General features: G+C 48.6%; 12 protein-coding genes and 2 pseudogenes. All 14 read left to right on the top strand.

The annotated features are described in order from the left end of the window. The first annotated feature begins 236 nt into the window (after positions 1 to 236). The gene (locus IPK01_13915) at positions 237 to 941 is read left to right on the top strand and encodes a hypothetical protein (protein MBK7934548.1); all 705 of its coding nucleotides are present in this window, start codon (positions 237 to 239) and stop codon (positions 939 to 941) included. A gap of 176 nt (positions 942 to 1,117) precedes the next feature. Beyond that, entirely contained in the window at positions 1,118 to 1,738 is a 621-nt protein-coding gene (locus tag IPK01_13920) for a hypothetical protein (GenBank protein MBK7934549.1), read from the top strand. 20 nt (positions 1,739 to 1,758) lie between these two features. After that, positions 1,759 to 2,793, top strand: a complete 1,035-nt coding sequence (locus tag IPK01_13925) for a CHAT domain-containing protein (protein ID MBK7934550.1) — start codon at positions 1,759 to 1,761, stop codon at positions 2,791 to 2,793. A gap of 229 nt (positions 2,794 to 3,022) precedes the next feature. Further along, positions 3,023 to 3,310, top strand: coding sequence for a hypothetical protein (locus tag IPK01_13930; GenBank protein MBK7934551.1), 288 nt, complete (start codon positions 3,023 to 3,025; stop codon positions 3,308 to 3,310). 2 nt (positions 3,311 to 3,312) lie between these two features. Continuing rightward, positions 3,313 to 3,858, top strand: coding sequence for a hypothetical protein (locus IPK01_13935; GenBank protein ID MBK7934552.1), 546 nt, complete (start codon positions 3,313 to 3,315; stop codon positions 3,856 to 3,858). Positions 3,859 to 3,918: 60 nt separating this feature from the next. Beyond that, positions 3,919 to 4,317: a hypothetical protein gene (locus IPK01_13940; GenBank protein ID MBK7934553.1), complete on the top strand. Its 399-nt coding sequence runs from the start codon at positions 3,919 to 3,921 to the stop codon at positions 4,315 to 4,317. A gap of 56 nt (positions 4,318 to 4,373) precedes the next feature. Further along, positions 4,374 to 4,907 carry a DUF1822 family protein gene (locus IPK01_13945; protein ID MBK7934554.1) on the top strand — a complete coding sequence of 178 codons (534 nt, stop codon included), beginning with the start codon at positions 4,374 to 4,376 and terminating at the stop codon, positions 4,905 to 4,907. A 559-nt stretch (positions 4,908 to 5,466) separates the two neighbouring features. Then, positions 5,467 to 8,889 (top strand): annotated as a pseudogene (locus IPK01_13950) (DUF3883 domain-containing protein). Beyond that, positions 8,886 to 9,743 (top strand): hypothetical protein, encoded by an 858-nt coding sequence (locus IPK01_13955; protein ID MBK7934555.1) that lies wholly within the window; start codon positions 8,886 to 8,888, stop codon positions 9,741 to 9,743. Before IPK01_13950 ends, IPK01_13955 begins: the two are co-directional and overlap by 4 nt. Continuing rightward, the gene (locus tag IPK01_13960; protein MBK7934556.1) at positions 9,701 to 10,222 is read left to right on the top strand and encodes a hypothetical protein; all 522 of its coding nucleotides are present in this window, start codon (positions 9,701 to 9,703) and stop codon (positions 10,220 to 10,222) included. Before IPK01_13955 ends, IPK01_13960 begins: the two co-directional genes overlap by 43 nt. Positions 10,223 to 11,958: 1,736 nt before the next feature. Further along, entirely contained in the window at positions 11,959 to 12,249 is a 291-nt protein-coding gene (locus tag IPK01_13965; GenBank protein ID MBK7934557.1) for a hypothetical protein, read from the top strand. 69 nt (positions 12,250 to 12,318) lie between these two features. Next, positions 12,319 to 12,672, top strand: a complete 354-nt coding sequence (locus IPK01_13970) for a hypothetical protein (protein ID MBK7934558.1) — start codon at positions 12,319 to 12,321, stop codon at positions 12,670 to 12,672. A 2-nt stretch (positions 12,673 to 12,674) separates the two neighbouring features. After that, entirely contained in the window at positions 12,675 to 13,142 is a 468-nt protein-coding gene (locus IPK01_13975) for a hypothetical protein (GenBank protein ID MBK7934559.1), read from the top strand. A 7-nt stretch (positions 13,143 to 13,149) separates the two neighbouring features. Further along, positions 13,150 to 15,605 (top strand): annotated as a pseudogene (locus IPK01_13980) (ATP-binding protein). The last annotated feature ends 195 nt before the right edge of the window (positions 15,606 to 15,800 follow it).

Raw genomic sequence — 15,800 nt, forward strand, 5'->3', positions numbered from 1 at the left:
ACTCTTCTCTTAGGGATGGCCCTAACAACTGTGTTAGCTGGCAATATTTTCGCTACTGGCGGGGTATTGCCAGCGACCAGCAGCATAGTTACCTATGCGTTAACCGCGTTGCTCTCGCTCGCGGGCGGCAATGATCAATGTCCCCTGCGGCAGTGTACGACTTGTAAGCCGAATAATGAGGGCGGTGACAATGGCAACGGTGATTGTCGTCCTACACCGGACTAGGAGTAACTTTGATGAGAAGCAAACCGAACATGTGGGCTAATGCGACAAGATCGATTCTGGTCATTTTCGCATTAGCCCTCATGTCGGAAATATCTTTGAGCCAACCCGGTTCACAGAACATATCTAAGCTATATTCAAAGGGATACTTTGAAGAAGTAGCCAAACTCGCCCCTGCTCAAATCTCGCGACTCTCAAAATCGGGACGATTGGCAGAAGCATCTCATTTAGCCTTTCTAACCTGTCGGACTTTCATCCAACTGGGTCGATATGATGAAGCTGCTCAGGTTGTTGATCCATTCATTTCCGATCCCAAACTACGAACTCGCTTTCCCGACTCTGTCGCCAATCTTTACCTATGTAAGGCCGCAGTTTCTCGCTCAAAGCGTGATTTTGGAGCGGCTCTTGAAAACCTGCGATTAGCGAACTCAATATCGGCAAATGACTCAGCATCGCTCGCAGGTTACCAGTTGGAAGTCGGTCGGACCCTGTATTCAGCGGGTCATGATTTTGCAGCGATCATATGGCTGGAAAAAGCTGAAAAAGAGGCTCTGGCAAGCGGCCACATTTCCATTTACTATGACGCACTACGATTTCTGAGCTTAGCTTGGACTGCGAAGTTCTACTACGCCAACGCACTTAGTTATGCGGAAAGATTAGTTGCGAAATCTTCAATGGAGAATTCGAACATCGCAACAGAATCGCACATCTGGAATTAGCGAACCTGCTCGATGTCACCGGTCAGCCCCAACGATCCAAGGCTCTGTATCTCAAGGGCCTTGCCCTTTCGACCCGAGCTAGAGCGGACTATCACGCCGGACAATTCCTTTCCAGCCTCTTGCTGCGATCGTTATATGAAAATGATATCGATTCCGCGAAAAGCTATCTGGCAAGATTGGAATCGATCGATAAACAAAAGCAGTTTAGTTTTGAATGTCTCTTGGGGAGAGCCTTGGTCGAGAACTTCAAGGGAAACCCATTAGTCTCAGAGGAGTATTTTTCAAGGCTGGCAAACGAGAAAGGCACTTCCGACTTCATTGTGCCCTATTGGAAAAGCACGATTGCCGAGCGAGATCAGAACTGGAAAGAACTTATAACGAACGCTCACCATCTACGTAAATTGACTGAAGATGAGAATTTTCAAGACGACTTACCCCGGATCTATTACAAACTCGCATTGGGGTCATGGCGGCTAGGCGACGAACGATCTGCGAGGGAATATGCGGCAAAATCGCTCTCCTTGTTTGAGCCTTTTCGATACTCACCGACTGTCGATCTTTCCATTGCGATGATGGAGGTTCACCATTCCGTCTATCGACTGCTCAGCGAGATTGAGGTAACTGGCAATCCCACGAAAGCCTTTGAATATTCTGAACTACTTAAAGCAAATCTGCTAAGGGACAGGATCGAACGGTCGGTCCTGAAGCCACGTCCTGACCTTTCCGATTCAATCCGAAACCAACTTCTTACGACTTCTCGCAACTACATTGAAGGAAAAGAAAATGAAGCGGCCTAACAGAGTTGGAAAATGGCATCGTGAGCGATAAGCAAACAGGGAGCAAGCAAACTCAGGGTTTCTCGACACAGGGTTTGCAACTTCCCGAGGACGTGGCAATAGTTTCACATGAATTCACGCCGTCAGGTCAACTCCTTGCCTTCGTAATTGAATCAGCAAAACCATTACGTGCAGTTAAACTTGCCGTCAATGACGTACAGGCCACAAAACTCGCCTCAGAAACTCAAACTAAGATAAAGGATCGTATTTTCTTCAAGGTCGATGGGAAGAAAATCTACGATCTATTGCTAAAACCATTGGAACTGAAATCAAATCACCTAGTGATCGTCCCTGACAAACTTTTGTGGAGAATACCTTTCCATGCCCTGAGCCCAGACGGTAATAAGTACTTAATCGAGACGAATACGGTTTCGTATTCGCCTTCTGTTTATTTACTAAAGCAACAACTCTTATCTGAACCGCCTCGAAGACAGACTATTCAGATCTTTGCAAATGATACTTTTAACCGTCAGAAACTAGCCCATGTAAATAGCGAGGCGATAGGCATTGGAAAGTTATTCGGAAGTTCTCCTCGACTGAATGCCGCCAAATCGGATTTCCTCAAATCTTCGGCGGACGCTGACATCCTACATTTCTCCATGCACGCCCAACTCGATAGCGAAAATCCTCTATCTTCATTTCTTGCCTTTCAGCAGAATGCCGCCGACTCCGGCAAATTAACCGTCAACGATCTCCTATCGGTCCGGCTCAAGCCGAACAACTTAGCATTCCTCGCATCCTGCGACACGAGCAAAGTGCATAGCGGCGAAGGGCTGGTTAGTATTCCTTGGGCAATGCTGGGATCTGGGAGTTCATCGGTAGTTTCGTCGCAATGGGAAGCAAGCGATCGTGCAACCCAAAAATTCAGCGGAATTTTCTACCGAGAACTTCTTAAAGGGTCATCGACGGCATCTTCACTGCAAACAGCTGCACGTGAATTGATTAACGACAAGTCATCCGGATTTCATGAACCCTATTTCTGGGGAGGTTTTACACTCCTTGGAGATTTTCGGTAGACAGGCGAAAGAATCTGAATTGGATTCGTGACGACCTTCGTCTTAGAATCCCTCGCTACTCAGCCATATCTAACTAGCCATCAGGATAATCCGCATAGAATCCAAGACCTACCTAATTTTGCCCAGCGGACTAAGCGAAAGGCGATATTAAAAACTATTTGGAAATGAACAAATCCAGCGTTGGATCCGGCATAGGTGTGAGCGTAACTACGCCAGCGGAGAATTGTTCATGAAACTAAGTTTTTCAATTGTTTTGCAGAAGGCTGAGCGGCAGAATCGGAATTCTCTCATGCAGAAGGCTTTTTTGGCGAATCGAATCGCGAAAACGGTTAAGGGATATTCTAGAAAGAACTCCTATACGGTTAAGGCTAAAGCACTTAATGCTATAATTGAGAAGTTCCCTAATGAAGTGGAGATTCGACAAGACGCTGCTCTTCCGGAGATGGTCGTTGTTAGCGTTATTCAAACGAGGTTTGGTTTACATGCTCCGAGAATTGCATTGGAAGCCTATTGCTAATCATGTCACTTTGGATCGAAGCGCTTAAATCGGCGGGACGTGGCCATTCTGATCGGGCCAGAGATCTGCTGAATGAAATAATTATCGCTCTTCGGTACCCGAAACAGGGTCGGACAGCCGCAGACTGTGCCTACGACGGCCCTGTCGCGAAGGCCGTTCTTCATGCGGTCAACGGTTTTACGGACACAGAAGATAGGCAACTCGCGTTAAACAATGCGGAAGAACTGATTGACTATATCGTCGACCAGATTGGCAGGAAGATACAACGGACTATCGAGTTGGCAGAGTATTGTCTGACACATTCTGATAAAGGTTTGGACTCCGTAACTAAAGACTTTGAAGGATTAGGTGCTCTAAAGCGAAGTCCGGAGGCCTTGCAGGCGTATGTGGCTCTGAGACTTCAGTCGATGGTCTCAGTTGGTGTCGAATTCGCGATGCAGAGTGTCGCAGTAAATCAAGCCTGTGCTCTACAGACTGACGAGACGAGACTGCTGGGTTTTGACGAACGCCAGCTTCTTAAAAGCCTCCAAATAAATGAAAGTGGCTAGATTTCCGGGAACGCCAAGAGTTGACTTACAAGCACGAAAGCTATGACTTGTTGTCTGACAATGTTTCGTCTGGAAGCTTCTGATTTTGGAGCAATTGCTTACAAGTTCGCCAACTTCTCATTTGAACATGATCTCGAATTTGACCAGCTTACAAAACAAATTTCGGAGTTGTTGAATCAGACGCTCAATGAATTTCATTCAGACAAGCCAACCCTCGGATTTGGTCCGATTGCTTGGCATCGTGTTTGGTGGAGTTATGACCAAGACGGGTACTTAAATCTAACCTGCTTAGCGCCTGAATGTTCAACAGATGAGATTTTGGCGGCACACATTTCAGGAGAATATCCAGAAGTACAAAATATGAACCGCCTTATAGCTCAGCGAAGGCGCACAAGACTCGAGTATGTCTGCCAAGAACGGGTGACGGAACTCTATCAATTAAACGGACGAGCAAGGTAGCTAAGTTATCATGAACGCGAATATCAGACTTGAAATTACCCGCGAGGTTCTAGAGAATGCCGCTTCATCCGCAAGCAGCATCCACGAAGAAGGCAAAACAAAGATTACTAGTTTCGCAAGCCGTTAGCCTAACCTTCGGGGATCATCTTGAAAAAGATCATGGCTTAGAGTGTTTCGATGGCCGAGCTGAGAAATCAGATTATTCTGACCTTCTAGATGTTAACGATTTCGCCGTCAACGGTTGGAGTGTCGAGGTCAGGACCGCAACTGACTCGGAGGAACGTGCCATCTACATTCCCACAATTCTGATGATTGTTGGAGTCCTGTCTGACTATTATGTTTCGGCAATTGTTGATCGTCATTTACCTATTGTAGAAATTCTAGGATTCGCTAAACGAAAGCTTGTTGCGGATGCCGATTTAGCACCGAAAGGCCTTATGGCGATACTTCCGGAAGATGAGTTACTTTCCATCCAAGAATTTGTTTCCTTGATTCAGCAAGTCACACACAGGATGCTGAAAGTATTCGGCTATTTGAAGAATGGACAACACGAGCGGGCCGCCTATCGCGGAAGCTCGAGCAAATCTTAGGTGGCGAGTCAGATCTAACACTTGTGGATCGTGACCGTCTTGCGGCCTCGCTGAGCGACGAGGTACTTCGCCTATACGGCGAAAAAGCTCCGCCACTGGGAATTGAGCAATTAATGGTAAAGCTCAAGGATCGCTTTAATCTAGGTGAAGTCATTCGCAAGCATCCTAGCAGTCCAATCTTATTCTCAAATTCTACCCGGGAAGAACAGGTATCGTCTGATCCGGCAACGGAGCGCAAACTTCTAAAGGACGAATTACCAGTCGCAAGGCGCGTTGGCCTCTATCGACGCTTTCGAATCTCCTGAAGAGCACAATGCCCATAAGAATACAGTCACGCTGATCGACAAGATAACTGACGGCGGCTATCAAGTCTCGCCTCTCAAGCGAGCCCAACAAAGAGAACTCAATAGTTTGGATGCTAAGGCCTCTGAATCTCAGGCAATTCCCAATTTTGGGTGATGTCGAGCAGGCTGAAACAGACGAATGGTTTTCGGAATTGGATCGCACGTCAACAGAAGAACAATTAGAAAAACAGGACGCGTTCGATCCAAAGCAAATTATGGCAGAGATAATACCAAACGTTATACTCGTGGGCTCACTGTTCAATGAACCCGTCCGGGTAATCACTACTCAATCGGTTGGCGAGAAGTTGAAGATAATTGGAAAGGGCCTAAATACCGGCAAGGTGCACGAGCCGATTCTAAGTGCAGAACAGATCGCAACCCTACAGATCACTAGTGACACGCCGACATTTGACGGTAACCCGCTGAAATTCAAGTTGGGAATCGAATCGCTCCGGCTGAAACTGGCTTATGAGTACGACCCGTTCTTTGCGCTGTCGGTCGCTCGCGTCGATCCCCTTCCACACCAATTGGAGGCTGTCTATGACTACTTTCTAAAGTTGCCAAGAATACGATTCCTGCTCGCAGACGATCCAGGCGCTGGTAAAACAATAATGGCCGGATTGCTCATTAAAGAGTTAAAACTCCGGGGGTTGATCAAGCGGATCCTCATCATCACTCCAGCTGCATTGTCGTTTCAGTGGCAACGTGAAATGAAGGATAAATTCCGTGAGGATTTCGAGTAATTAAGGGCGGGGATATGCGTTCTCAATATGGGGTGAATCCTTTTCAAGACATCGATCAGGTCGTGACGTCCGTAAGCTGGGTTTCCACGCAGGACTACGCCAAGCAGAGCCTCCTTCGAAGCGAGTGGCACCTAATAGTTGTCGATGAAGCCCACAAACTAAGCGCTTACGGTAACGATAAGACAACACTGGCCTATCGGCTCGGAGAAGACCTTTTTCCTAAATCTGATCACTTGTTGTTAATGACGGCCACACCGCATAAGGGCGACCCAAAAAATTTCCGTAAATTTTTGGAGCTTCTTGACCCTGATGTCTACGGTGACATCGAGAGTTTAGAGCAAGCTATGGAAAGGAAAGAAGCTCCGTTTTACCTTAGACGTACGAAGGAGGCTCTCGTAACCTTTCCTGACCCTGAAACGGGCAAGTCAAAGAAGTTATTTACAAAGCGTAACGTTCACACGATCGCGTTCAACATTGATGCCGACGAGGCAGATCTTTACAACGCTCTCACTAGTTATGTTGAAGAGCAATCCATTAAGGCGTCGCAGGCTGAGAACCGATCGCAAGGTCGAATTCTAGGTTTTACGATGGCGATGCTTCAAAGGCGGTTTGCATCGAGCATTTACGCACTTCGCCGTTCGTTGCAGCGGATGAAGGATAAGCGACAGGCCATTCTGGACGATCCGCAAAAGTACATAGAAGAGCAGAAACGAAAGCAACTACCAGACAACTACGAAGACCTTCCAGACGAAGAACAGCAGCGAATCATGGCTGATCTTGAGGACTTCGTGGCCTTCTTTGATCCGGACGATCTTCGAGAAGAGATCGAAAAGCTTGGCGAACTAATAATCATGGCTGAGGACTTGGAATCTCGAGAAATTGAAACCAAGCTCTCCCGGCTCAAGGAAGAGATTACAAGTCGAGGCATTTTTGACGATCCTAAGAACAAGCTTCTGATATTTACCGAGCACGCGACACCCTTAAATATCTTGTCGAGAAAATTCGTGAATGGGGCCTTTCGGTAACCCAAATATCCGGTTCGATGAAGGTGGGTGATTCGGAGGAACGCGGCACTCGTATATTTGCCGAGCGCGAGTTCAAGGAATCAGTGCAGGTAATGGTCGCAACCGAGGCCGCGGGCGAAGGTATCAACCTCCAATTCTGTTGGTTCATGATCAACTATGACATGCCATGGAACCCGATGCGGCTCGAACAGCGAATGGGACGAATTCACCGCTACGGCCAGACGAAGGACTGCTTGATCTTGAATTTTGTAGCTGAGAACACCCTTGAAGGCAGGGTGATGGAAAAGCTGCTTACAAAGCTTGAGGAAATCAGTTCTGAGCTTGGGCGTGATCATGTTTTCGATGTTGTTGGCGAGTTGCTCCAGCCTAACGAGATTGAGAGGCTTTTCCGAGACTTGTACGCTCACAATTTAACCGAAGATGTTATTACGTCACGAATCGTGGAGCAGGTCGATATTGAGAAGATCAAGAAGATTTCTGAGTCCACATTGGAAGGTCTCGCGAAGCGGAATCTCAACATTTCGGCCCTGACGCAAGAACGTGAGAAAGCGAAAGAGCGGCGACTTGTTCCAGAAGTCATCGAAGATTTCTTTTTGAGTGCCTCTCCCGTTTCAGGAGTTCAACCTAAAGAGATCGGTGGAAAGGAAAAAACTTTCCGAGTCGGACGCCTTCCTCGCCCATTACAAGTGATCGGTGAAAGACTGGAGCCAAAATTCGGAAGACTCACGAGAGATTATAAACAAGTTGTATTCGCTAGAGAGTTTGCAGAAAAAGACACGTCCTCAGAATGGGTCACACCGGGACACCCGCTATTCGAAGCTGTCAGAGAAGATGTTGAAGAGAAGGTCAAGAAGGACCTCCAGAAAGGTAGTTTTCTTTATGATCTAAATACAAGCGAACCTTACCGCCTAGACGTATTTACAGCCGCAATCAAAGATGGGCTTGGCGAAACCGTTCACAAACGGATTTTCGTGGTCAAAACGGCGATGTCAGGCGAGCAAGAACTTCGCGAGCCAACGCTTTTCCTCGACCTAGCTCTTAGCGACAAAGGGTCTGGCGTTTCAGAAAGCCTAACGAGTTCGTCACTACCAGGAAAGGACGACAGTGAAGCTTATTTGCTCAGCGAAGCTATGGACGGGCTGCTTGCAGACGTTCAGGCTGAGCGCCAAAAACAATCAGGCATGGTGCGCGAACACGTTCAAATTAGCCTTAATGCCCTTCTCGCTCGTCAGAATGTAAGGCACATGGATCTACTGGACAAGCAGTTGCGCGGTGATTCGTCTGAGCCTCTTGAGGCGAATCTAAAGACTGTTGAAGATAAGCTCGACGATCTTAATAAACGTCTCGAAAAACGAACTACGGAGATCGAGCAGGAAAGAAATTGTTCGATCGGCGACGTGACATTCGTTGGAAGCTGTTGGGTGCTACCCCATCCGGAACGCCAAACACCTGAGATCGCACGAATGGTTAGCGATGCAGATATAGAACGGCGGGCTGTAGATTTCGTGATAGCCCACGAACAGGCTCATGGCCGAATCGTCGAGTCGGTCGAATCTCAGAACCGTGGATTCGATCTGATATCGCGACTGCCTAACCCTGAAGATCCTCAGACTGCAATGGATGTCAGGTTCATCGAGGTAAAAGGAAGATCCGCAGTTGGTGAGATCGCACTAACCACGAACGAATATAAAACGGCGGGGAGACTGAAACACGATTACTGGCTTTATGTTGTTTTTGACGCAGGGTCCGAAACGCCAGACCTAAACATTATCCGCGATCCGCTCGACTTGGCTGGGAGCCGCTTTCGATTGTCGAGCGTTATCATGTAGGAGCAAGTGTTATCCAGGCTGCCGGTTCACAAGAGAGATGAAAGTAAGGAACTCATCGGGCCGCGAATATTACATTCAGCGTGCAAAAGACGACCGGATGGCAAACTGGTGCTCGCGCGTTACGCCCGTAGTTCTGGAATTTGACGGCGTGCAGGCCGACGCGTACGCGGATACTGATCGGTCGGACTGGATCTACATCCGGTTCAACGACACGACGTATTGCCATTGGGCAAAAGAAGCAGGTGGATTCGACCTTTTGGATGAAACCCACCTTGAGATCTCTGATCCCGGCCGGACATATCGCAAGAGAGATCATGTTGGCTCCAATGTTGATAACCGGGCCTCTTCGAAATCGGATGGTGATGACCGCTTATTGACGCGTGAGGATTTGGAAGCAGTCGTCGCTCATTTGCCTGCTCTTGAAGCGGCCGTTGCCGATCGTGACGCTGACCCAGCGACGAAAGGACACGAGTATTCGAAAGAATTTGGTTCGATCGTGAGGCGGATCGTTCATGAGTTTCATTCCCGTCAGTTCATGTATGCGTTCGACTACATGGGCTGGATGGATGAAGGCCGACGCCTCATGGATGATTCTGAAGGCTTAGCCGCAGCAGATCTTGAAACCATCCGCAAGTTGCTTGTTGTCCACTGGCGATCGGATTACTGGATTTCGGATAATGAACATTGGGAACACATCGCCGCGACCGGACATCTTTCGGCTCTGCTTGAACGGCTGGCAGTAATAGCGATTGAGTTGGAGCCGGCACCACAAAAAGCGTCGGTAAATTTACTTGGGAAGAGGGTGATATTGACGAAACATCAATTAAATTTCCCGAATCCGATGCCGAGGAGATGCAGGAATTTGTTCCGCCCGGCTCGGACGAATACAAAGTAGCATTTGCAGCGATTCGCGATGGTTTAACTGACAACCAGTTAAGAATGCTCAGAGCACATTATCATTCCGGCGGCCGAGCGATCACGGTGCGTGAGCTCGCAACCACAATGGGCTATGACGATTTCAATCAAGGGAACCTCCAATATGGCTCACTTGCAAAAAAGTTGCTCCGGGCAATGGGTCGGGATGCTCGTGTCAAAATCATGGTGTTCGGTGAACTCGTTTCCCGGAGAGAATTCGGATTAGAAATGCATATCGTTATGCATTTCGGCAATTGGGATATTTCAACGCTACCCATCTTGGGTCTGAGCCTAGGCTGCCTGACGATGACAGCCCACGTGAATAACGGCGGCGAATCTGGCAACGACAACTGTCCCCGGTTGCAGACCCAATTCTCTGGGGGAAACATCACCCTTGAAGCACTAGCGAGAGCGGATGCTTTTGCATCCGAACCAAAATACGGTTTTGACGTATTCTAAACAACGGGGACGCTTCTCGAATTTATACCCAATTTTGGTCAACTGGTCTCGCCGATGAACGTTCGCAAAGCAGGGGCTTGACTCATGGAAGAGGCTAGAAAGGAAACCGCAAACTTCTACCCAATTGGTCCCGGGAGGCTCAACACCAATTGCTTATCTGTGGTCTCGAACCATCACATTTGAACCGGCTGCGGTTCTCTCGATAAAGTGCCGATGATCCCAAATATGGGAATCTGCTTTTGGCAGGGACGCAAAAGAGAATTTCGATTAGAAGCCGAAAAACTAGGTAGATTCAGTAACCAAAAGTATCTCATTCAGTGAATAACTATGGGCTATTCTTTTTTAAAGCACATCGGGGAAAAATCACTTTGATGCCGATTGTTCCTTTACGACCCAACGAACGTGATGTCCCAAATGAAAGCCGTCATGGAGGCTGACGATGCGACTCTTATTGCGACAGTACTCAACACAACAAAGGCAGGGATTATCAAGTGGAACAGGTGATTCATGCAGAGTCCATCCTTCAATCCTTTCGCTCCGTAAAACGCCAGAGAAAGTGGAGGGCCTCGCTACCAGGCGGCTTTGGCAAGTAAACCTATTCGTCCATCGCCAAACGCTAGTATGGACCGTCTCGCGGTCACTCGGCATCGCGAAGCAACTCTCGACCTTACAATCCGACAAGCGAAAGTCGATCTATGTAACCATTCCACAAGACTGGTCTAAAAAGCTATCTTATGTCCCTTGGAACGATCTTGGGGACTAGGTCACGTTGGAACCTGCTTTGACAACTAGGATTTGGCCGGACTTGGTCGAAACAAGAAGCATGCACGCTTTGTCGATGGATACCTCTGACTTTGGCGGTCGTCAGGATGACACTTGTTCGGTCGACATGGGTTTCAGGGGTAGGATATGGGACTATGTAGAAGATCAATCCTCCATCAAACATTTTGGCGGGAGGCGAGTTGGTCGGGAGCGATTGATGATATCGCGGATACACTGGAACATAACTCAATCCATAGTGCGGGTGGAAGGCAAGGCTGAGAAATTTAGTGCATCCGATCATCCCTTACCCGACGATTCGGTCGATGCTTTGATTACTGATCCCCCTTACTATGATGCGATTCCGTACGCAGATCTTTCCGACTTCTTCTACGTATGGCTAAAGCGGATCCTTAATAACGTACCCACGTGATCTATGCTAACGAGGAAACTCCGAAAGATGACGAGATAACTGAGATGGCAGGGCGAAACCTTTCTTCCGGCATGCCACAAAGATAAGAAATTTTACGAAGAGCAGATTGCGACAGGCTTGAAAGAAGGTCGCCGTATTCTAATCCAAATGGAATCGGCGTGTTGTGGTTTTCGCATAAATCTACCACTGGTTGGGAAGCCCAACTCGCGGGAATGGTTGACGCGGGATGGATAGTAACCGCGTCCTGGGCCAGTCGATACTGAAAGAAGTGTTCGGACTAATGCCATTGGATCAGCGGCTCTCGCTTCGTCAATTCATCTTGTATGCCGCCCCAGAGAGAATGCAGACGGATCTGTTGGGGACGAAATTGGGGATTGGCGAGATGTTTTACGAGAGTTACCTATCCGAATTCATGAGTGGATGCCTAGACTTGCTAATGAGGGTGTCGTTGGAGCCGATGCTATTTTTGCGTGTCTTGGACCGGCCTTGGAAATATTCTCGCGGTATTCGGGCGTCGAAAACCAAGCGGCGAGAAACCGTAACTTTGAGCGAATATCTTGAACATGTCTGGGCAGCCGTTGCGAAAGAAGCCCTAAATATGATCTTTGCTGGTGCCGACGCTACTGGGTTTGAAGAAGACGCTAGTCTTACTGCGATGTGGCTATGGACATTATTTTCAGGAACTTCAGCTGCAGAAGCTAACGAAGAATCCGGAGGAAGAAGAAGTATCGACGAGGAAAACGGCGGTAGCAAAAAGAAGGCCTCAGGCTATCTTCTTGAATACGACGCTGCCCGAAAGATCGCTCAAGGCTCGGTGCTCATCTCGAGGATCTAAGATTCGATTGTCGAAATAAAAGGAGACAAGGCTCGCTTGCTGCCCGTAGGTGAGCGGCTAGAGACCTTTTTGGACTTGAATCAGCAGCGTCAGGAGCTGAAGCGACTGGGCGAAAGAAAGAAAAGCAAGGCACAGGGAAAGCTCTTCACAGAAATGGAAGATGACGAATTCGAGACTGTCTTCGGTGTCGGTGGAGTGCCTTCGGCCGCATCTACGACGCTCGATCGTGTGCACCAGACCATGCTTCTCTTTGGTGCCGGACGTGGTGAGGCCGTTAAAAGATTTCTCGTGGATGACGGAATTGGCAATGATGAACGTTTCTGGCGCCTCGCTGACAATCTTTCTAAACTCTATCCAAGTGGAAGCGAAGAAAAACGTTGGGTCGATGGTGTTCTGGCGAGGAAGAAAGGACTCGGATTCTAATAATGCGGGCTGGACACGCAATAACGGACGCGGACCGTGACCTGTTGAGATCCATTCTCAAACAGGATAACGAGCGCATTGAAAATGAGATAGCCGACGCGACCGTCGAGATAGTATTCGAGCTCGCCTTCGAAGGAGGCGGCATCGAGATCACCCAATTTACGACAGCGGAAGGAAAAGTATATTTCCGTAACTCCGGCACGAGCATGAGGCTTGATGACAACGATGACGAAGAGTGGGTAGATTGGCAATCTGATCCCACGACTTCGTTCGAAGGAGCACTAAGAGATCTGAAAATGGGCAGGGATATTTTGTGTATCTCGCCAATCAGGCTTCATCGGGATTACTCCGAGCTAGTGCGCCGGCATATCGAAGCCGCCCTTGCAGAAGTGACATCTGACGATCGAGAACGAATGGGAACGTCCCTTCCCCACAGCGTCGAAGCATGGTTTTCAAGAATTAGGCATTAGGAAGAATATGGCATTAAAACCCTGGTACAACGTAGTAACGCCCCGCGAAGACCTTCGCGAAGGACGCCCATTGGACGCGTCGGAATTTGCGGCGCATCTTGAACTCATACGCGACGGCAAAGCTCCAAAGGACTATACCGATCCAAAAACGTTCTTTGAACGAACGTATATGACCAAGAGTCTGACGGATCTTGCATCTGAGGTTATCAGGCGCCTCGCGGGCGAAACGACCGAGACCAACGCGATCTTTAACATGGCCACGCAGTTCGGTGGTGGTAAGACCCACGCGTTGACACTGCTCTATCATTTGGCCGGCAATGGTTCGAATGCGAACGAATGGCAGGGCGTCCAAAAATTACTTCTCAAAGCCAACATAGCTTCCGTCCCGGAGGCGAAGACCGCAATTTTGGTCGGGACGGAGTTCGATTCGATTAGAGGTCGAGGTGGCGATGACGGTACGCCTCTTCGCAAAACGCCCTGGGGCGAGATAGCTTTTCAGCTCGGGGGCGAAGAAGGCTTTGCAGCAGTTGCGAGGCACGACGAACTGGGACAAGCTCCCGGCGGCGACGTAATTCGAGACTTCCTTCCCGATAGGCCGTGCCTCATCCTGATGGATGAGCTGATGAACTACATCACGCGTCATCGCAAAAGCGGATTGTCGGCACAGTTCTACACGTTCCTGCAAAATCTCTCCGAAGAGGCTCGCGGACGTAAAGGCATGGTCCTTGCCGTTTCGATTCCCGCTTCTGAACTCGAAATGTCCGCCGAGGATCAGAGCGACCACGATCGTTTAAAAAAAGTTACTCGATCGTTTAGGAAAGCCGATTGCGATGTCAACAGAGAATGAAACCTTTGAGATCATTCGTCGCCGACTTTTGAGTGGGCTCCAAATTCGCTAGCTGCGACCGGGAAGGTGATGCTTTCAAAGGAAGCGATCGCAACGTGCAATGCGTTTGGAGATTGGGTCGAGGAACACAAAGATCAGATGCCTCAGGTCTTTGACACGGAGAACGCTCGAAAAGCATTCGCCGAAACATACCCGTTCCACCCGATGACGCTCTCTGTGTTCGAACGAAAGTGGCAGTCGCTTCCAAGATTCCAGCGAACCCGCGGCGTTCTGCGGATGATGGCCCTGTGGGTTTCGCGTGCGTATGTTGATGGCTTTACGGGAGCGCATAAAGACCCGCTTATCTCGATGGGCACAGCACCGCTCAATGATCCCCTTTTTCGAGATGTAGTTTTCGAACAGCTCGGTGAAGAGAAATTGAAGGTGGCAGTGGATGCGGACATTTCAGGAAAGTCTGATTCTCATGCCATTCAACTGGATAAAGAGGCTTCAGACTCGATAAAGAAATCCAGGCTTCACCAGAAAGTCGCTACGGTAATTTTCTTCGAATCTAACGGTGGACAGTCGAGAGGCGAAACCACCCTTACCTGAAATTCACGCCGCAGTCGCCGAACCTGATTTGGACATCGGAAACGTAATCACGGTTCTCGAAGAACTTGCTGCAAATGCGTATTACCTGACTGTCGAAGGAAGCAAATACCGTTTCGGTATCGCTGCAAATCTAAACAAGATCCTTTCCGACAAGCGGGCCGCGATCGACGGAAAAGAAGTTGAATCTCGGGTTCGGCAGGAAGTGTTGGACGTATTCAAGAAGGGATCTGGTATTGAACGTGTATTTTCCGGAACGAAGCAACCAGATTACAGACCGCCCCATTCTTACGATAGTGGTCGGAGACCCGTCATCTCAGCTCAACGACCAGACAAAGGCAAACATCGGTCAGATGATCACTGAGAGCGGCCAGTCGGCCCGCACCTTCAAGAGTGCGTTGATTTGGGTAGTTTCGGACGCAGCTTCAACACTATTCAGTGATGCAAAAAAAGTGCTCGCTTGGGAAGCAATTGAGGGCGATCCGACGATCAGGATTGAGGATTCCCAAAAGGCACAGCTACGCGTAAACATCGAGAAAGCCCGACGCGATGTAAAAGAAAGTGTTTGGCGTACATATAAGCATATCGTTTTACTTGATAAGGACAATTCGCTTCGCATCATTGACCTCGGATTGGTGAATTCCAGCGGATACAGTTCGCTCTCGGAATGCATTATCAATCGGCTAAAACAGGAAGGCGATGTCCAGGACTCGATCAGCCCAAACTTTCTTGTCCGTAACTGGTCGCCTGTCTTTGATGCGTGGAGCGTTAAGTCCGTTCGCGATGCGTTCTTTGCTTCTCCATTATTTCCGAAACTACTTTCTGGCGATGCTATCAAGCAGACGATCATAAACGGCGTATCTGGTGGCCAGTTTGCTTATGTCATCAAATCAGGTGACGGATATGATCCATTCCGTTTCAAAGAAGGGCTGATGGCAAGCGAGGTCGAAATCGCAGATGACGTCTATATCCTGAAAAAGAACTTGCGGAAAGATACCTTGAGACAAAACAGTCGCCCGCTCCAATAGGCAAGTCGGAAATTGATGACCCCGTTCCCCAAGAGCCATCGCCAGAAGATACGCGATCTCCCCAAAAACCGGACGATGGTGCGGATGAACCACCGCTTTTCAAACAAACGGTTTCAAGAATTTTCTGGTCCGGTGAAATTTCGTCACAGAAGTGGTCGCTGTTCTACCAAAAGGTTCTTCTGAAATACCACGGGC

It is taken from the genome of Acidobacteriota bacterium (genome assembly GCA_016713675.1).
Taxonomy (GTDB): Bacteria; Acidobacteriota; Blastocatellia; order Pyrinomonadales; family Pyrinomonadaceae; genus OLB17.